Origin of the sequence: Aquimarina algiphila, assembly GCF_947494415.1 — a bacterium.
Taxonomy (GTDB): Bacteria; Bacteroidota; Bacteroidia; order Flavobacteriales; family Flavobacteriaceae; genus Aquimarina; species Aquimarina algiphila.
In genome coordinates this window covers 24,817-42,951 of record NZ_CANLVC010000003.1, presented here as the reverse complement: position 1 = coordinate 42,951, position 18,135 = coordinate 24,817, and the positions used below count along the sequence as shown (strand labels likewise).

General features: G+C 32.4%; 15 protein-coding genes. 4 read left to right on the top strand and 11 right to left on the bottom strand.

Translation table 11 applies throughout. The annotated features are described in order from the left end of the window. Positions 1–90 precede the first annotated feature (90 nt). The 9 genes from creD to PQF96_RS06015 form a co-directional block, all read right to left on the bottom strand. Complete coding sequence (gene creD / locus PQF96_RS06055; protein WP_109434805.1) at positions 91–1,446, bottom strand: cell envelope integrity protein CreD; 1,356 nt, start codon at positions 1,444–1,446, stop codon at positions 91–93. Between the two features lie 26 nt (positions 1,447–1,472). After that, positions 1,473–2,120 carry a DUF1361 domain-containing protein gene (locus tag PQF96_RS06050; protein ID WP_109434806.1) on the bottom strand — a complete coding sequence of 216 codons (648 nt, stop codon included), beginning with the start codon at positions 2,118–2,120 and terminating at the stop codon, positions 1,473–1,475. Further along, positions 2,117–2,434, bottom strand: a complete 318-nt coding sequence (locus tag PQF96_RS06045) for a hypothetical protein (RefSeq protein WP_271765423.1) — start codon at positions 2,432–2,434, stop codon at positions 2,117–2,119. The genes PQF96_RS06050 and PQF96_RS06045 overlap by 4 nt, the downstream gene beginning before the upstream one ends. Positions 2,435–2,486: 52 nt before the next feature. Further along, positions 2,487–2,789 (bottom strand): hypothetical protein, encoded by a 303-nt coding sequence (locus PQF96_RS06040; RefSeq protein ID WP_109434808.1) that lies wholly within the window; start codon positions 2,787–2,789, stop codon positions 2,487–2,489. Further along, the gene (locus PQF96_RS06035) at positions 2,786–3,247 is read right to left on the bottom strand and encodes a Coq4 family protein (protein ID WP_109434809.1); all 462 of its coding nucleotides are present in this window, start codon (positions 3,245–3,247) and stop codon (positions 2,786–2,788) included. Before PQF96_RS06035 ends, PQF96_RS06040 begins: the two co-directional genes overlap by 4 nt. Positions 3,248–3,300: 53 nt before the next feature. Further along, the gene (locus tag PQF96_RS06030; RefSeq protein WP_109434810.1) at positions 3,301–3,594 is read right to left on the bottom strand and encodes a winged helix-turn-helix domain-containing protein; all 294 of its coding nucleotides are present in this window, start codon (positions 3,592–3,594) and stop codon (positions 3,301–3,303) included. A gap of 107 nt (positions 3,595–3,701) precedes the next feature. Next, positions 3,702–4,316 carry a hypothetical protein gene (locus tag PQF96_RS06025; RefSeq protein WP_109434811.1) on the bottom strand — a complete coding sequence of 205 codons (615 nt, stop codon included), beginning with the start codon at positions 4,314–4,316 and terminating at the stop codon, positions 3,702–3,704. 261 nt (positions 4,317–4,577) lie between these two features. Further along, a complete protein-coding gene (locus PQF96_RS06020) occupies positions 4,578–8,396 on the bottom strand; it encodes a M48 family metallopeptidase (RefSeq protein WP_271765422.1) in 3,819 nt (1,272 codons plus the stop codon). Between the two features lie 223 nt (positions 8,397–8,619). Further along, positions 8,620–9,417 carry a tail fiber protein gene (locus PQF96_RS06015; protein ID WP_271765421.1) on the bottom strand — a complete coding sequence of 266 codons (798 nt, stop codon included), beginning with the start codon at positions 9,415–9,417 and terminating at the stop codon, positions 8,620–8,622. Positions 9,418–9,524: 107 nt separating this feature from the next. On the opposite strand from PQF96_RS06015, the gene PQF96_RS06010 reads away from it, so the two are divergent. After that, positions 9,525–9,884, top strand: a complete 360-nt coding sequence (locus PQF96_RS06010) for a DUF1801 domain-containing protein (RefSeq protein ID WP_271765420.1) — start codon at positions 9,525–9,527, stop codon at positions 9,882–9,884. A gap of 12 nt (positions 9,885–9,896) precedes the next feature. On the opposite strand, the gene kdsA is transcribed toward PQF96_RS06010, so the two are convergent. Continuing rightward, complete coding sequence (gene kdsA / locus PQF96_RS06005) at positions 9,897–10,715, bottom strand: 3-deoxy-8-phosphooctulonate synthase (RefSeq protein WP_143916436.1); 819 nt, start codon at positions 10,713–10,715, stop codon at positions 9,897–9,899. Between the two features lie 124 nt (positions 10,716–10,839). Here kdsA and PQF96_RS06000 point away from each other — a divergent pair, with 124 nt between their 5' ends. Beyond that, entirely contained in the window at positions 10,840–11,376 is a 537-nt protein-coding gene (locus tag PQF96_RS06000) for a DUF3575 domain-containing protein (protein WP_271765419.1), read from the top strand. Between the two features lie 155 nt (positions 11,377–11,531). Continuing rightward, complete coding sequence (gene typA / locus PQF96_RS05995) at positions 11,532–13,331, top strand: translational GTPase TypA (RefSeq protein WP_109434816.1); 1,800 nt, start codon at positions 11,532–11,534, stop codon at positions 13,329–13,331. Between the two features lie 679 nt (positions 13,332–14,010). Here typA and PQF96_RS05990 read toward each other — a convergent pair. After that, positions 14,011–14,694 carry a cell division ATP-binding protein FtsE gene (locus tag PQF96_RS05990; RefSeq protein WP_109434817.1) on the bottom strand — a complete coding sequence of 228 codons (684 nt, stop codon included), beginning with the start codon at positions 14,692–14,694 and terminating at the stop codon, positions 14,011–14,013. Between the two features lie 413 nt (positions 14,695–15,107). On the opposite strand from PQF96_RS05990, the gene PQF96_RS05985 reads away from it, so the two are divergent. Next, positions 15,108–18,125 carry a tetratricopeptide repeat protein gene (locus PQF96_RS05985; protein ID WP_271765418.1) on the top strand — a complete coding sequence of 1,006 codons (3,018 nt, stop codon included), beginning with the start codon at positions 15,108–15,110 and terminating at the stop codon, positions 18,123–18,125. Positions 18,126–18,135: the final 10 nt, after the last annotated feature.

The following is an 18,135-nucleotide window of genomic DNA, read 5'->3' as shown; positions in this document are numbered from 1 at the left end:
GAGCTAAAAGTAGATAAAAAAGCCGCACCTCAAAAATTTGAAGTACGACTTTTTACAACTAACTAAAATCGGGTATTCATATTTTAATTACTAATCATTACCCCAATCGATTTTTCGAGATACCATCATTATTGTCCCCAAAATCAGGAATAACCCAATACTTCCTACAAGTAGAGCATAGTTTTCTAACTGTATGATAACAAATATGAAAGTATACAATGCGATTAATGAAGCGGCTATGAATCCCATAAACTTAAAACTTTTGAGTATTGCCTTAGAATACATAGAAATAAGGAGGATTACAGAAACGCCTCCTATCGCATATGCTTGTAGAAAACTCGAATGTTCTGAAATCGAAATTAATAGCGTGTAGAACATAGATAGCGCTAATCCAATCATAAGGTATTGAAAAGGATGTATATGGATTTTACTTATCGTCTGAATTAGAAAAAATACTAAAAAGGTTAGTGCAATAACCAGGTATCCATATTTGGTAGCACGCTCACTTTTTTGATATTCATCGACAGGGATAAGTAATTTTACTCCAAAAGCAGAGGAATTAATCTGTGGTAATTCTCCAAAAAACTCTTGTTCAAACTCCCGATTAATTTGTAGTACTTTCCAATTTGCATTAAACCCGCTCTGTGAAATTTCTTTGGTTTTTGGATTTGGCAAATAGTTACCGTTAAAACTTGGAGAAGCCCAATTTGAAGTCATGGAAACATTAGTTTCTCTACCAACAGGAATAAATCGTAATTGTTCACTACCATTAATGATTAGATCGAGACTAAAGTCAATTGCATTTTCTTTTGGTAATGAATTTTCTTTTAAGAATTTAGTTTCTAGAGTATTGGTGTATGAATTTTGGGTATATCTGGATCTTAAAGGATAGCTTTCGACTCCTAGTTTTAATTCCAGGTTACTTTTAATTCCTTTTAGATTTGTAGAGTTAATAATCACTGTAGTTTTATTCCAGAGGATATCAGATTCAGCAATATCTTGTGTTTCAAAATTAGGAGTGGTAAAAGAGCCTTTTATTTTCATATCAGCAGTATATACAACAGATTCATAAATGCTTCTTCCAAGAGTTTCCGACTCTATATTGCTTTCTATATTTAATGTGTTTGGGAAAAAAAATGCATGCTGTATAGTGATGATATCTTCTTCTGAATACGATTTAGTTTTATCATCCCAGGTTTTTTTAAGGGTGTGTATTTGATATGGTACTTTAAGTACCGGGCCATATAATAACACCTCATTTCCCCATTTTTGATTAATTTCCTTAACCACTTCTTCTTGTCTATAGGCTCGTTCCTGAATTAAGTTTTTGATGTAGGATAGTGGAATTAATAATACTAGTATTAGTATTCCAACCATTAACATTCTAACCGTTATTGAAGTTTTGAGCCATTGCCCAAAAGACTTTTTTTGTTTTTGATTTTCCATAAGTATAAAATTTATAGTGTTTGTTTTTAATTATTTTTTTCTTGATAGTATTGTATACATCGATATGTGATGATTAAAAAACCGCCAAAACCAATTGTAAATGCCCAGGTATTAATATGTTGAGATGGGAATATAATTCGTTTTAAAACATCAGATAAAATTCCGGTAGGATCCTGTAATACATCCCAGCTATTCCATCTTAAAACTCTTCCCAGGTAAATTCCGAAACCGCAAAGCAGTAAAATCAGATAGGTAATAATATTGGTAGTTGTTTTTGAAAACTTTTCCCTAAGTAATGTCTGCATCATCCATAATGAAGCGAAACCAATAATTAACCCGTTAATGGCAAAAGAAAGTATCAATAAAACATCGAACCATACTGATTGCAAAGTGCTTAATCTAATATGCTGTAGATCGGTAAGTATATATGGTGAATTAGGCAAAAAGAGTAACCAGATTATAAAACCTAACCAGAACACAAAACGGTTTGTTTTGCCTAAACTAATGAGGATTGTGATACCATAAGGGATACAAGCCAAAAAGAGATTCCAAACCAGGAAAAGATAGAACGAAGAATCGGTTTTTATAATTCTGGTAAGTAAGAGTACAAAACTGAAGGTTACTGCAGTTATAAAACCTTTAATAAAAGGTAGTTCTTTATAAATAGTATTCATGATGCAAAAAAGTTTTGTAAAGGATTATTGATAGCAATAGTGATATATCCCAACGTGACTGGGATATTGAGAATGACTAAAATGATTGTGGTCAGGTTCTCTCTATAATATTGATAATTAATCATAGCATTGGTAATTAGTCCTATAAAAGTGATGCTGTTTAAGACGGTTGCTATGATAACATAGAAGAACCCTATGTCTGCAACTATGCTGGATTGTGAAATCAGGTAGAATAGTAATAAGATAGTCCCTAAAAGAAAACTTATCGTTGCTATTGCCAATGCTTTTTTATTAATAGGTTGTATAATTCTCATAGTACTGATATTAAAATGTGATTTATAAATTTTGAATATGTTGATGTGATTGTTAGCCAAAATAGATAACCTCTGCAATCATTATATATACATATACAATCGGAATGTTTAAAGAGATTAATAATATTGTTATTAGGTTTTCTTTATAGCGTTTGTAGTTGATTATAGCATTTAAAATAAGTGTGATGAGTACTATTGCGTTTATGACAAATGTGATCTGAACATAGAGCATGCCTATTTCTATGGTTTCACGATGTTGAGTGATACTATAGTATAATAAGAGTATGGTTCCTAAAATAAAGCTTGTAATAGCTATGATGATTGCAATTTTATTAATACGCTGTGCTATTTTCATACTTTCGATATTAAAAACGTGGTTTGTAAGTTTTGTATAGGTTGATGTAAAAGTTTTTTATAATCAAGTTGGTAAAAAGTATATGCAGCTTTCCCTTTTTTATATGCTTTACTAAACAATTGGAATTTATCTGGATAGAGTAGAGTACCAAGAAAAATTACAGAAATAAGATATATGCTCCTTTTTCCATTTCCTAAAAGATAATATTGCATTGAAATCTCTTCTGGGACAGACACTCCTGTATTGGTTAATACATGAAAAACATCATGATTCTCTAATTTTGGTTGTGGACTAAAATCATGTTGCAGCATAAAACAACCCAGATGAAACCCCAAGCTTTCTTTAGGATATTGGATTAAAGCTTTTATAGGAATATCCCATGAAGGTTGGTTTTTAAACCATTTTTGATACGGTTTTTTACTCCACTCGTATATTGTTTCTAAAATAAATGCTCTCATTATAATATTTTAAAGTACTTTGAAATTCAAAGTTAATTGATAAAAAAATATAGCTATTGCTTTAATAACTTTTCAATAGCTTCTACATGTTTTTTAAAAGCTTCACGACCTTTCTTTGTTGCGTTGTATCTTGTGTTAGGTTTTCTTCCAATAAAGGATTTCTCCACTTTTATATAGTCTTCTTTTTCCAAAGCTTTAGTATGACTCGCTAAATTACCATCAGTAGCACCGAGAAGTTCTTTCAGCATTTTGAAATCAGCATATTCATTCACCATTAAAACCGACATAATCCCTAATCGAATTCGATGATCAAAAGCTTTGTTTATATTGTTAATTATACTTCCCATTTTTCATTCTTACAAAGGCAAGAATCTTTTCAGATTACATTCTGGCTAGTTTAATATATAATTTAATAACATCAGAGTTAATTCAAATACACCCATTTAATTTTCTGTCATGAAGATTTTGAATTTTCATTAAAATATATCAAACTTCCGTATATAATATGCATAACTCCAAAACCAAGTACCCAAAACCAAAAACCATATCCTGGATATATTGCACAGATCAAACCTAATACAATTTCTATATATCCCAAATATTTTACATTCCCAATTGTGTACTTTGATGCGTTGACAAGAGCAAGACCATAGAAAATTAGCATTAGTGAACCGGTAAGTCCATAATGGTGACTAGAAATTTTTATGATAATGTATATCCCGCCCGTAATTAACGGGATCAGAAATGCAGTAAGCAATCTTTTGGAAGCACTATTCCATAAGGTTTCATTATTTTTTTTAGCTTTTCTAACGCTTAAAATAATAGCAGTTAGAATACTAAGTAATGCTATGATAACTAAATCAATCAGGATATAATAAAAAAGTTTACTGTTTAAAATCAGATATCCTCTACCAATGATGCTGTCTAAATAAAAAGCTACCGCAGCGCCAATAAGTGCGTAGATTCCTGCCATTATCCCTGATAAACCGCTAAGAGAGAAAAAACGAGATGATTTGTTCATCATGTCTTTAATCTCTGTAATGTCTTTTAAGTATTCTTCTGTGCTCATATTAAAAGTACTTTGAAATACAAAGTAAATTTAAAATATTGAATTATGCAAGTTTTAGTATGAATTAAGTTATTCAGGATGTTCTTGCATTTGTAAGAATAGCTTTTAAATGATTTCATAATACTGAATGAAAATAGCGATTGAGGGATGTAAAAAAAGAACCCAATTAGATTGGGTTCTTTCAGTAATACGTTAGAGTATGTCTTAGTATAAAATTGGATCTTGTTGTGGTTTTATGACAAGATTATATTTCTTTTGAATTTACTCGAAATATGGTCGTTCATTTAAAAATAAGAGTCCTTTTGCATTAGCTCTCCATCGTTTTGGAGCTTTATCTCTTAAAATGATAGTACCTAAAGAATAAAAAGATCCTATTTCTAGGGGTCTCATGTCTTTTATTATTGCCTCTGCAGCTGCCATGTTATTGTTTTTAACTAAGTCAACAAAATCAAATATTATGGTTTCTCTTTCGGGATAGAGTTCTTTAATTTTAGTTTTATAAGGCTGGAGGTTTTGTCCTTCTCTAACAGCAAGACCAATTGCAGACCAAATCGTATAATCATTTATTCCTTTTTCAAGACTTAACGATAATGCGGATTCTATAACTTTTGGTTCTGCTCCATCAGAAACAGCTGCTTGTCTTAGGATAACATATTGTAAGTCGTCATTTTTTACTTGTTCAATAGCCGCTTTAATCTTTCCTTTATTTAATAAAGTATACGCATAATCTGGAGAATCTTTAATTTTAAATTCATTTTTCTCCAGATTTTCTATATAATCCAAATACTCTATTTTGATATCTGATCTAAATGCTCCTTTGTCATTTTTCCCAAGTACATTTTGAATTCTTTTTAAATCAATACTTATATAATAGCTCAATGCAGGTTCGTTTTTTATAGCCGTTTTCATGCATTTTTCTGCATTTCTCCAGTTTTGAGAGTTGGCGTATGTATATCCAGCAGCAAAAGCTAGCCATGGGTTATCGGGCCATTTCTTATTTCCTTGTTTAAAGGCGTTGTCTTGTGCTGGCCCATCCCCCATACAACGGGTCTTGAGGTAAAAATAATTTCCATTATTTGGGTGAGAAGCTGCTAGTTTACTATGTTTTTCACATACTTTGGATTTAGCATCTCCTACAGCACTTTCTTGTTGCATTCTTAGAAAAAGTGGATCATCCGGGGTTTTACCTAATCGATCTTTAAGAATGTCGTTAAAACCTTCAAAATTTTGTGCAACACTTAACCAAGTCATAATATGTGGAGACTCACGACTATCCCATTTGGCATGAGAAAGGACCATTGCTGTCATATCTTCTTTAGACTCTACCATACTTAATAAATTTCCCGGAGCAATATTGGCATAAGCGTCCAGAACATCTCTGGTGGTAGATGATCCACTTGTTGACATAGAAGAAGGAGGCTCTTCCATGACATAATCTGCATTAGTAGTACTCCAACGTGCTGCTCCAAGATATTTATCGTTATTGTAAGGTGTGCCTCCATAGAAAATAGTCCATTTTAATAAGGCGGCAGCATTTCCAATATTATAAATATACATCTCAGAAGTAGATTCTGTTTCTGGAGTAAAAGATTCAATTTCTGTTTGATCATCAGCAGAAATTGTTCTTACAGAAATTCCATCAGTAGTACTTAAGGCTATTTTCTTTGAAGTATAAGGATCTAATTCGAGTTCTTTTCCATCAATTTGAACAATAACTTGTTTTCCGAGCCCATTGTAAATAGCAAGGGAGGAAGTGCCGACATAACTTCCGGCAAAAACAGTAATACTTATAATAGCAGCAGCAACAGCTAATTTTGCTATAGAAGGTAGTACTCCATCCGAGGTTTGGAAACGATCCCACCATCCAAGTTTTTTCTGAATAGGTCTTTCTGAACCAGGGATAAGTAAATTATATTTTTCTGGTAAAGATGATGGCATGGGAGCTGGTTGCTCTGAAACTTGTTCATTAAGAACCAGATTGTTTACATATTCTTCGCTTTTAAGAAGGCTTTCGAGTGCAATAGAACGAAGTTTTGATAGGGCAGATTTAATTGTATTAGTCCAACTCTCAATAACTTCCATCCATTTATTGATATTGTCTCGATTGGCATATACCAAATCAAATTTACCTGTATATTCTTGCCAGCTTTTGGTGTCTAGTTGATCGAGAAGTTCTTTGGTAAGTTGTATACTTTCACCATTTACATATACTTTTTGTAAAACTCCGTGAAGATCATTAGCTACTCTAAGTAATCTGTCTAGTTCTGAAGAGGTAACCTTTCCATCTGCCATGACTACATTAAGTACGTTATACAGTACATTTTCGGCATCTTCTATATTTGCGCGACTATGTTCTGCATAATGTAGAATACAAGATAAATTGTTTAAATACTTTTCCCACCCATTGCCAATTTGTTTAGCCGAGGCTAGAGAAACAGAACGACTTAATTGATCATGAGATCGAACTTTACTTTGAGCTTCGACTAACTCTTTATCTACATTTTTAATTACCGCAGGAAGATCTTTTCTTGAGATTTGTTCTCCTCGATACATAATTACTCCTCCCGGTGCTGTAAGTATTTTTTCTTTTAAGGCTGTAAGTAATACATGTTCTTCATTTATAGTTTTAAGAATTTCTAAATCTTCATTTAGTGATTCTGGATATAGGGATGTGATTTCTTTTTTTAAGTCAGCAAAAGAAGTGTCTTTTAAATAAATTTCGGAAGCATTTTCATACGTCCTAAAAAAATCACGATCTAGATAAACACCTCTATATTTTGGATCATAGTATACTTTATCAAATATTTTATTTTGTTCTGCAATACTTTCCTCGGTAGAAAGGGGAGTGGTTTTTATTTTTGCGGTTTCAACTAATGCTGCAGTAATACTTCTTTTTATCTCTTCAGGGTTTTTAAATAGAACCCAGGCTGGTCGATTATCAATAGGAGCACTTACATATATTTTTTTTGCATTGTTTTCTCTATCATGGTCGGCCGGATGGGTTGCCCACATTTTTGGTGGGTTTGCCAATTTTGAGGTAAAAATTCTATTTTTTTCAGGAGATTCTTTTGGGATAATAGGTGAAACGCCATATTCTTTTTCGTTAAGAATATAGCCCATTCGCTCGATAGCATTAGTTTGTAGAGCAAACATATCGACTACTGCTTTTTCTTTATTAAGAGCATGATTAACCATGTTTAATGATTTGTCATAGGCATCATCTGCAGCTTGTAACCTATGTAATGCATGTATAAGAGCATCACTTCCTGTTAAGGATACAGCAATAAGATCTGCATGAAATTCCATTTCTCTAGAAAGTGCTCTGTGCGCAATAACTACTATTTTAAAGCATATTTCTACAAGAGCTCTAATTGACCAAACGATTAGAGATAAAATCCATCCTATCCATGCTATTCTTAGATCTAGATATGAGATGGTTTGAAGGAATTTATCAAGAGCATCTCGCTTTCCGATAATATGAGCTGCGATCTGATGGGACATATATACCCATCTACCAACCAACATAGATCGTTGCGCAAAATGACCAAATTCATGAGCAAGTACGGCTTTAAATTCACCCAAGTTAAGTACATTAATAAGGCCGATACCAATTTCTAAATTTTTCTTTGATGGAAAGAAAAAATTAAGCACCGATAGGTCATAAGATACACTGGCATTTACTCTGCTGGATAAAAACACTTTATGAGGGCGTGGAGCACCTGCATCATCTGCAAGTTGATATAAATAACTAAATAATGTAGGTTCTTCTTTTTCGGTAATTTCTTTTTGATTTGGGTCACCACCTCTTTTTATAAAGAATAATGCTTTGATCATGAAAATAAAAAGGAATAGATTTGGTAATGCAATTACAAAATCCATAAATGCATCTTTGCCTCCAGAAAATGAATCAGAAAATAATCGGTACGCCGTATGCCCAAACCACCATGTTAAAGTAGCATAAGCTGCAACAAATAGTATTAACCCTCCCATGGCAAGCCATACATGTCTCCTAAAAGAAGAGGTAGGTTTTGTTAAATTGTCTGGAACTTTAGCAGAGGTTTTTTCGTAAAGATTTTCCATAAATAATTGTAGATTATCGTATTATTGGGGTGGTTTAAATACAGTTAGGTTGATAAAGTTTTTTTGTTTAGTCCTTGTCGAAGTTAATTTTTTTTAGGAAAAAGACAAATTAAACATTAACAATGCTTTAAGATTTAACAATTCGTAAATGCAATTGCATAGTATTTTAATTGTTCAAGTAAAAAATCGTTTTATTGTTTTTTATTTTTGTGTTATAGCCTTTCTACTTTTTGGAATCAAATATTTTTTTAACCAAAGATTTTAATTCTTCAATCTCATCAGACTGCTTGTCCAATTGTTTTTCTTGTTGAATGGTATACAACGTCAATTCTTCAATTTTTTTAAGTAGATTCATGTCCATTTGGGCCTGCATTACTCCATTTTGTTCAAACTCTTTTGCAGATGGGATTTCTGGTAAATGACTATTTTCTTTAATAAAAGTTTCTACTTCTTCTATACTTCTCAAATTATAATCACTTTTGAATACGTAATCTGGAGCGGGAACATTAAGATCAATTTTTACTTCTTCAGCATGAATATTTCCTTTTACGGTAAGTTTCATATCTGGATTAGTAGTTCCAATTCCTATATTTCCATTTGCTTTAACAATCATTTTTGTAGAATTACTACCAGCTCTAATACTTAAATCATGATTTGACATAGTCGAAATAATTCCTCCGTTAATGTCTGCTCCAATTAAGAATTCGTGCCCATTGTTAGTTTTTAGATTTAGGTAAGAACTTTCGGCACTCCATATACTTAAGTTTTTATCTGGATAAGCGGTTCCAATTCCAAAATTACCATTACGATCAAAGTGAAATTCTGAATCTATACTCCTAATTCTAACATCTCCAATTTTATTCCAAAACAATGTTCCGGTCCAATTACTATCTGTATAACCTAAAAGGGCAGTAATACTAGCTGTAGTATTTCTTTTGATATTTAAAAAAGAAGTCACTTCTTGTGCATTAATATTGAGAATAATCATGACCAAGACTATTGTAAAAATATTTTTTTTCATTTCTTTGATTTATGTAGTTTCCTAGTTTATTATATATGTCTTAATAATTGTAATTGTTACTTAAGTTTTGAGAGAAATTGCTTGTAACCTTAAAATATGTTTAATATATGAACCCTGCAGAACATTATATCCTTACTCAATCAGAACCTTTTAAAACAATTTTATTGCATCTTCAAGTGTTGATCGAGAATACTATTCCTTCTGTAGAATTACTATATAAATATAAGATTCCTTTTTATTACATAGACAATAAACCCTTTTGTTATCTAAATGCTAACAAAGGCTATGTGGATGTAGGGTTTTGGAATGCAGGCCATATCACAGTACATCTTGAGCATATGACTACTGCGGGACGTAAAGTAATGAAATCACTGCGCTATAAAAGCATAGATGAGATCAATGAAACTGTTTTAATTGAAGTTTTACAAAATGCTTATCTCGTTAAAGATAAAAAGTTCTACAAATAGAATGAAGTTTACTTATAAACTGTTTACCGTTTGTCTTATAGCAACCAAATTGCTTAATAGCTTTTCTAAATAGTCTAAGTGAAGCATATTTGCTCCATCACTTTTGGCATTAGCAGGATCAAAATGAGTTTCCATAAATAAACCGTCAACACCTGTAACAATTCCGGCACGAGCTATGGTTTCTATCATGTCTGGTCTTCCTCCCGTAACGCCACTGGATTGATTAGGTTGTTGTAGAGAATGTGTAACATCAAGAACAGTAGTTCCATATTGTTTCATAGTAGGTATTCCTCTAAAATCTACAATCATATCCTGGTAACCAAACATGGTTCCACGATCTGTAATCATAGCTTTATTGTTACCACTATCTTTAACCTTTCTTACTGCATGCTGCATGGCTTCAGGACTCATAAATTGCCCTTTCTTTAAGTTAACCGTTTTTCCTGTATTAGCGGCAGCTACTACAAGATCCGTCTGGCGTACTAAAAATGCAGGAATTTGTAAAATGTCAACATATTCTGCTGCAAGTGCAGCATCTTCATTTTCATGAATATCAGTAACCGTTGGGACTTCAAATGTTTCACCTACTTTACGTAAGATTTTTAAGGCTTTTTCATTACCTATCCCTGTAAAACTATCAATTCTACTGCGATTAGCTTTTTTAAAAGATCCTTTGAAAACATATGGTATTTTAAGTTTTGAAGTAATACCAACTACTTTTTCTGCAATGCGTAATGCCATTTCTTCTCCTTCGATGGCACATGGTCCAGCCAAAAGAAAAAAATTGTTAGCATCTAGATTTTTTATGTTTTTGATTTCAGAAAGATCCATTTTACTTTTTTTGAGGCAGTAAAGATAATCCTTTTAGAATTTGAAGGGAAAGAATTATTAATAAAAGTAATCATGGCAAGAAGTTTGATTAAAACCAAACCATTTACATTAAACACGCAAAATCATGAAGAAAATACTCACAGCAATTTTCCTTTTTAGTACATTATTATTATCAGCACAAAACCAGACAAATAAAGTAGAAAAACAAATGTTTAAAGCCAACTTATTGCTTACTCCAGGGGTAGAGTATGAAGTCGGGGTAAGTGAGAATGCTACCTTAGATTTTAGGTTAGGAACCGGATTGGCCTATGTGAAATCGAATAATGATGAGGATTATGGGGTGTTTCTTACGTTTGAAGGGGCTTACAGGTATTACTATAATTTTGAAAAACGAGCGAATAAAGGAAAGAATACTTCAGGCAATTCTGCAAATTATTTGGCTATGACTACCTATATTGCACATGGAGATCCTATACTAGGAGATTTAGATACAGATATAGATTATGTAGGACAAGTAGGGCCAGTTTGGGGATTTCAGCGCACCTATAATTCGGGATTTAACCTAGGTTTGGAACTTGGAGTGGGGTATGCTTTTAATGATAATGATCAATCTATGGCTCCAATTGTCAACTTTAGATTAGGTTGGGCATTTGGGAAATAATTGATTTTATTAAATTATATACCATTTCTTAATATTAAACAAGCTTTATATGAAGGTTTTGTAAGCTAGATTTTAAAGCTTTTTTAATAATTGAGTTTTCATATACAACCTGTCAAAATAACTCGTACCTTTGCAGCCTTAAAAATGAGGCGTTTATGACAGCTATAAAGAACATTGCAATAATTGCTCACGTAGATCACGGTAAGACTACGTTGGTAGATAAGATTATGTACCATTGTCAATTATTTCGTGAAAATGAGAATACGGGCGATTTGATTTTGGATAATAACGACCTGGAACGTGAAAGAGGAATAACGATTACTTCAAAAAATGTTTCGGTTATTTATAAAGGAACCAAAATTAATATTATAGATACTCCTGGTCACGCCGATTTTGGTGGTGAGGTAGAGCGTGTTTTAAATATGGCAGATGGAGTATTACTTCTTGTTGATGCTTTTGAAGGGCCAATGCCTCAGACACGTTTTGTGTTGCAAAAAGCAATTGATCTGGGATTAAAACCTTGTGTAGTTGTTAATAAAGTTGACAAAGAAAATTGTACTCCTGACGAAGTTCATGAAAAAGTTTTTGATTTGATGTTTGAACTTGGCGCAGAAGAATGGCAGTTGGATTTTCCAACAGTATACGGTTCTGCTAAGAATAACTGGATGAGTGAGGACTGGAAGAATGAAACTGATAATATCGAACCATTATTAGATATGGTTATAGAGCATATTCCTGCACCAAAAATCGAGGAAGGTACTACACAGATGTTAATTACATCTTTGGATTTCTCTTCATTTACAGGACGTATTGCTATTGGGCGTTTACAAAGAGGAACATTGACAGAAGGGATGCAGGTTTCTTTGGTAAAACGTGATGGAACTATTAAAAAATCAAAAATCAAAGAACTCCATACTTTTGAAGGTTTAGGGAGAATGAAAGTAGATAAAGTAGAAGCTGGTGATATCTGTGCATTGGTTGGACTAGAAGGTTTTGAGATTGGAGATACAGTAGCAGATATAGAAAACCCCGAAGGGTTAAAAACAATTGCTATTGATGAACCAACAATGAGTATGTTGTTTACCATCAATGATTCACCTTTCTTTGGTAAGGATGGAAAGTTTGTAACCTCAAGACATATTAAGGAGAGACTAGCTAAAGAATTAGAGAAGAACCTTGCATTACGAGTTAATGATACCGATAGTGCTGATAAATTTTTAGTATTTGGTAGAGGAGTATTGCACTTATCTGTATTGATCGAAACGATGAGACGTGAAGGTTATGAGTTACAGATAGGGCAACCACAAGTAATTATCAAAGAAATTGATGGTAAAAAATGTGAGCCTATAGAAGAATTAACCATTGATTTACCAGAAAATGTTTCTGGAAAAGCTGTGGAAATGGTGACATTGCGTAAAGGCGAGATGCTTAGCATGGAAGCCAAAGGAGATCGCATGGTTTGTGAATTTATGATACCATCAAGGGGGATTATTGGTTTGCGTAACCAATTATTGACAGCTACAGCAGGAGAGGCAATTATGGCGCACCGTTTTAAAGAGTATCAACCCCTAAAAGGAGATATTCCGGGACGTATTAATGGATCATTAGTATCTATGGAAAAAGGATCAGCAATTCCTTATTCTATTGATAAGCTTCAGGATAGAGGTAAGTTTTTTGTAGATCCGGGAGAAGATATCTATGAAGGACAAGTAATTGGTGAAAATTCTCGTGGAGATGATATGACCGTTAATATTACGAAGACTAAAAAATTATCAAATGTACGTTCTTCTGGTGCTGATGATAAAGCTAAGATCGTACCTGCGATTAAATTTTCTTTGGAAGAAGCTTTAGAATATATTCAAAAAGATGAGTATGTTGAGGTAACTCCGAATCATTTAAGATTACGAAAAATCTTCCTTACCGAGGTTGAACGTAAACGAAATAAGATTGTGTAAACGATATAATGAAGTTTAAAATTAAAACCCCAGATTTTTGTCTGGGGTTTTTTTATACCAAATCAAAAACAGATATTCTTGATCTTTTTTTAAATACAACCTGAAAAACTTTACTTTCTCATAGCATATCTACTAGCCCCAGGTAATTGTTTCAAAAAATTCTTTAATGCTTTGATATCAATAATCATAATCCCATAGAATAATTTCATAACCTTACTTTTTATGTGATACAATAATTTTTAAAAAGAGATAATAGAGTACTCTTTTATAGGATAGATTACAGGAATTGGGCCAAACTAATTAATGTTTAGATTTTTATAAAAACTTTAAGAATTTGGAGAGTGTACTAAAAACATCAATACTATAAAAACGAAAAAACCCGAGCTAACTCGGGTTTTTCTTTCGATATTTTGGGGTTTTGGTTTGGGGCGAATTAAATGTTTGGGGGCTTATTCGATATTTGGGGCGAATTGCCGTATTTAATTTCTTTATTTTTTGACATTACAAATGTAATAAGAAAAACCGGAGTGGAACTTGTAAAAAACGTTAAATATTCGGTAAAACACATTTTTTTTACGACAAAAAACACAAATTACTGTATTTCATCAGTTTTAGTACTCGTTTTCGGGAAGTTTTTAAACTCAAATGTTTTCGAATTGATTAAAGTTGATGTTTTGTGCTATCCTTTTCTTTGTACAACTTCAAAAACTTTATTTCCATCGCACTTTAAGGTTTTAGAAGGGTATTTAAGAAGTAAAGCATAATCATGAGTAGCCATAAGAATGGTATTACCATTTTTATTAATATCTTGTAATACTTCCATAACTTCAACAGAGGTTTGTGGATCAAGATTCCCAGTAGGCTCATCTGCTAATATTAATTCTGGATCGTTTAATAGTGCTCTTGCAATCGCAATGCGTTGTTGTTCTCCACCAGATAATTGATAAGGAAATTTAAAATCTTTAGTTTTCATTCCTACCTTATCCAAAACATCATCAATTTTACTATCCATTGCTTTTTCATCTGTCCATCCAGTAGCCTTAAGCACAAATACAAGATTACCTTTTACAGTTCGGTCATTTAATAATTTGAAATCTTGAAATACAATACCCAGTTTTCTTCTCAGAAAAGGAATTTGATTTTCTTGTAATGAAGGAAGATCAAAGTCAACAATACTTCCTTCGCCTTCTAATAATGGAAGGTCACCATATAAGGTTTTCATAAAACTACTTTTTCCTGTACCGGTTTTACCAATAAGATATACAAAATCACCTTTGTTTACTTCTACATTGACATCAGATAGAATTAAGCTTTCACGTTGATAGATTGAAGCATTTTTAAGGCTTAATACCGTATTGGACATAGTTTATGATTCAGAATTAATAGTATTTGGTAAAAGTAAAAAGTTTTCTGTTAAAAAAAATTAGGTATACTAATAGTTTTCAACCAACTTATATAATTAACCAAAATTTAGAATAAATATTTTAGATTTCTAACAGTAAAACAAGAAAGGAATGAATACTTAGAGATGATCACAAGGTAAACTCTGTAGTGATTTAATATTTTTTTGCTAAGTGCAAGACTGTGTTTTCTTAATAAAAGCTTTCTAAATGCAGTGTTTTCAATAGATGACATTCATAAAGAATTCATAATTATAAATTAAGAATGTAATTATCTCGAAAATCTTTCGTTATTAAAATGAAGATTAGGCTATCTTTAACATAAAATTTATCCACGGGAAACGATATTTACTTTTTTATTGTAATACTTAGTTAAATGAACAAATACATCACCTCGATGCTTTTTGTGATTTGCCTGTCTGCACATATATCTGCACAGCAATCCGCAATTTATACCAATGAATTAGTGCAATATAATCAGGCACTAGAATTGTATAACAATAAGCAGTTTCTGGCAGCTCAAACTCTTTTTGATAAAGTGCGTGAAGCTTCAGGAGATGAAAATATTGACGCCAATTGTAGTTATTATATTGCTAATTGTGCTGTCTGGTTAAATCAAAAAGATGCAGATCAACTTTTAGAAGAATTTGTAGTACAATATCCAACAAGTATTAAGCGTAATGCTGCTTATCTTGATGCAGCTACATATTATTTTGATAATGGGAAATATGCATATGCCCGTAAATGGTACGATAAGGTAGATGAAGGAAATTTAAGCCGAACAGAAAAAGAAAAGTATGACTTTAATAATGGGTATGCTTATTTCAAAATCCAACGATTTAACGAAGCTAAAAAATTCCTTAATCAGGTAGAAGATTCACCAGAGTATGGAGCAAAGGCAAAATACTATTTGGGCTTTATTGCATATGAAGGAGATAATTATAAGGAAGCAGATAAATTATTTGATGAAGTTAAGGATTTAGATCAATATAATAAGAACCTATCTTATTTTCAAAGTGACATGAATTTTAAGTCGGGTAATTTTCAAGAAGCTATTAACGAAGGCTTGACTCAGCTACCAAAATCAAAACCTTCAGAAAAATCTGAATTGAATAAGATTATTGGAGAGAGTTATTTCAACCTTGGCGAATATCAAAAAGCGATTCCATATCTTAAAGAATATAGAGGTCGAAAAGGAAAATGGAATAATACAGATCATTATTTCTTAGGATATGCATATTATAAGCAAGGTGAGTATCAAAATGCAATTTCTCAATTCAATAAAATTGTAGACGGCCGCAATGCTACTGCTCAAAATGCATATTATCACTTGGCAGAATCGTATTTAAAAACTGACCAAAAACAACAAGCATTAAATGCTTTTAAGAATGCTTCAGAAATGGATTTTGAAGCTAAAATAAAAGAAGATGCTACATATAATTATGCAAAACTTAGTTATGAGATAGGAAATTCTTTTGAGAGTGCTCCAAAAGTATTATTATCATATCTGGATCAATATCCTAATACCGAATTTGAAGAAGAGATTAAGGAACTTTTAATCAGTTCGTATATCACCTCAAAAAATTATAAAGAAGCAATGGATTTGCTTGAAGGTAGTCGAAACTTTGCAGATAAGGAAGTATATCAAAAAGTTGCTTTTTATCGAGGGATCGAATTGTATAATGAAAATAAATATACAGAAGCCATCTTATATTTTGATAAATCCTTAAAAGAGCAAGTTGATCCTAAGTTTACGGCTAAGGCAACGTATTGGAAGGCAGAAAGTGATTATTTACTTACTAATTTTGATGATGCGTTAATTGGGTTTAAAGATTTTCAAGGTAGTGCAGGAGCTTCTACCACGAATGAATATCAACAGATTGATTATAATTTGGGATATACGTATTTTAAATTAAAACAATATCCTCAAGCTGCAACGTATTTTGATACGTTTTCTAAAAAGGATAATATAGATGAAGCAAGGCAGGTTGATACTTATTTAAGACTAGGAGATAGTCATTTTATATCTAGTAAATATTGGCCGGCTATGGAAGCATATAACCAGGCAATTGATAAAAACGGACCTGATTCTGATTATGCACATTATCAGAAAGCAATTAGTTATGGTTTTGTAAATAAACATAATAAAAAGATTCAGGATCTTGAGATGTTCTTAAAAAAATATCCTAGATCTACGTATCGTGATGATGCTATGTTTGCTCTAGGTGATGTGTATGTGTCTGAAAATAAGGTGCAACGAGGGATTGATGCCTATGATCGTCTTATCCGTGACTTACCCAGAAGTTCATATGTGCCAAAAGCTCTATTAAAACAAGGCTTGATCTATTACAATGGAGATAAAGGAGATCAGGCATTATCAAAATTTAAAAAGGTAGTAGCAGAATATCCAGGTACCGATGAAGCTATTCAAGCAGTAAATACAGCTAGGTTGATTTATGTAGATCTGGGTAGAACAGAAGAATACGCTACTTGGGTTAAAGGACTGAGTTTTGTTGATGTGAGTGATGCAGATTTGGATAACACTTCGTTTGAAGCTGCAGAGAAACAATTTTTGGAGAATAATGATAATGCAGCAATTAATGGTTTTGAAAAATATTTAAATGAATTTCCAAATGGATTACACGCCTTAAAAAGTAATTTTCATCTGGCACAATTATATTTCAAAAAAGGACAAAAAGAAACTGCTGTACCCCATTATGAATATGTATTACAACAGGATCGCACAGAGTATACAGAACAATCTCTTGCAAGATTATCCCAGATACACCTAGAGAATCGCAATTATGAAAAAGCAATTCCGGTATTAGAACGTCTAGAAAGTGATGCAGATTATCCTCAGAACATAATCTTTGCACAATCTAATTTGATGAAATCATATTATCAGTTACTAAAGTATCAAAAGACTATTGAATATGCGGATAAAGTGTTGGCTAATCCAAAAATCCAAAACGATGTAAAAAGTGATGCTAAAATTTTTACAGCACGGGCAGCTTTCCAAACTGTCGATATGGAGAGGGCAAAACGAGCATATGCCGAAGTACAGAAAATTGCAACAGGAGAACTGGCTGCAGAGGCTTTATATTATGAAGCTTACTTTAAAAACCAAGAAGGAAATTATAAAAGCTCTAATGAAACTGTTCAAAAACTATCTAAAGATTTCCCCGGATATCGATTGTATGGGTCTAAAGGATTAGTACTTATGGCAAAAAATTTCTATGGCCTTAAGGATGCATATCAGGCAACCTATATTTTGGAAAGTGTGATTAAAAACTTTACAGATTACCCAGAGGTAATTGATGAGGCAACTATCGAACTTAAAAAAATCAAAGCCGAAGAGGCAAAAACAAATTCATCTATCCAAACCGAACAATAATAATCAGTTA

Excerpts from the sequence above, each read along its gene's own strand:
- creD (WP_109434805.1), bottom strand. The coding sequence starts at position 1,446 with ATGGAAAATCAAAAACAAAAAAAGTCTTTTGGGCAATGGCTCAAAACT.
- PQF96_RS06050 (WP_109434806.1), bottom strand. The coding sequence starts at position 2,120 with ATGAATACTATTTATAAAGAACTACCTTTTATTAAAGGTTTTATAACT.
- PQF96_RS06045 (WP_271765423.1), bottom strand. The coding sequence starts at position 2,434 with ATGAGAATTATACAACCTATTAATAAAAAAGCATTGGCAATAGCAACG.
- PQF96_RS06040 (WP_109434808.1), bottom strand. The coding sequence starts at position 2,789 with ATGAAAATAGCACAGCGTATTAATAAAATTGCAATCATCATAGCTATT.
- PQF96_RS06035 (WP_109434809.1), bottom strand. The coding sequence starts at position 3,247 with ATGAGAGCATTTATTTTAGAAACAATATACGAGTGGAGTAAAAAACCG.
- PQF96_RS06030 (WP_109434810.1), bottom strand. The coding sequence starts at position 3,594 with ATGGGAAGTATAATTAACAATATAAACAAAGCTTTTGATCATCGAATT.
- PQF96_RS06025 (WP_109434811.1), bottom strand. The coding sequence starts at position 4,316 with ATGAGCACAGAAGAATACTTAAAAGACATTACAGAGATTAAAGACATG.
- PQF96_RS06020 (WP_271765422.1), bottom strand. The coding sequence starts at position 8,396 with ATGGAAAATCTTTACGAAAAAACCTCTGCTAAAGTTCCAGACAATTTA.
- PQF96_RS06015 (WP_271765421.1), bottom strand. The coding sequence starts at position 9,417 with ATGAAAAAAAATATTTTTACAATAGTCTTGGTCATGATTATTCTCAAT.
- PQF96_RS06010 (WP_271765420.1), top strand. The coding sequence starts at position 9,525 with ATGAACCCTGCAGAACATTATATCCTTACTCAATCAGAACCTTTTAAA.
- kdsA (WP_143916436.1), bottom strand. The coding sequence starts at position 10,715 with ATGGATCTTTCTGAAATCAAAAACATAAAAAATCTAGATGCTAACAAT.
- PQF96_RS06000 (WP_271765419.1), top strand. The coding sequence starts at position 10,840 with ATGAAGAAAATACTCACAGCAATTTTCCTTTTTAGTACATTATTATTA.
- typA (WP_109434816.1), top strand. The coding sequence starts at position 11,532 with ATGACAGCTATAAAGAACATTGCAATAATTGCTCACGTAGATCACGGT.
- PQF96_RS05990 (WP_109434817.1), bottom strand. The coding sequence starts at position 14,694 with ATGTCCAATACGGTATTAAGCCTTAAAAATGCTTCAATCTATCAACGT.
- PQF96_RS05985 (WP_271765418.1), top strand. The coding sequence starts at position 15,108 with ATGAACAAATACATCACCTCGATGCTTTTTGTGATTTGCCTGTCTGCA.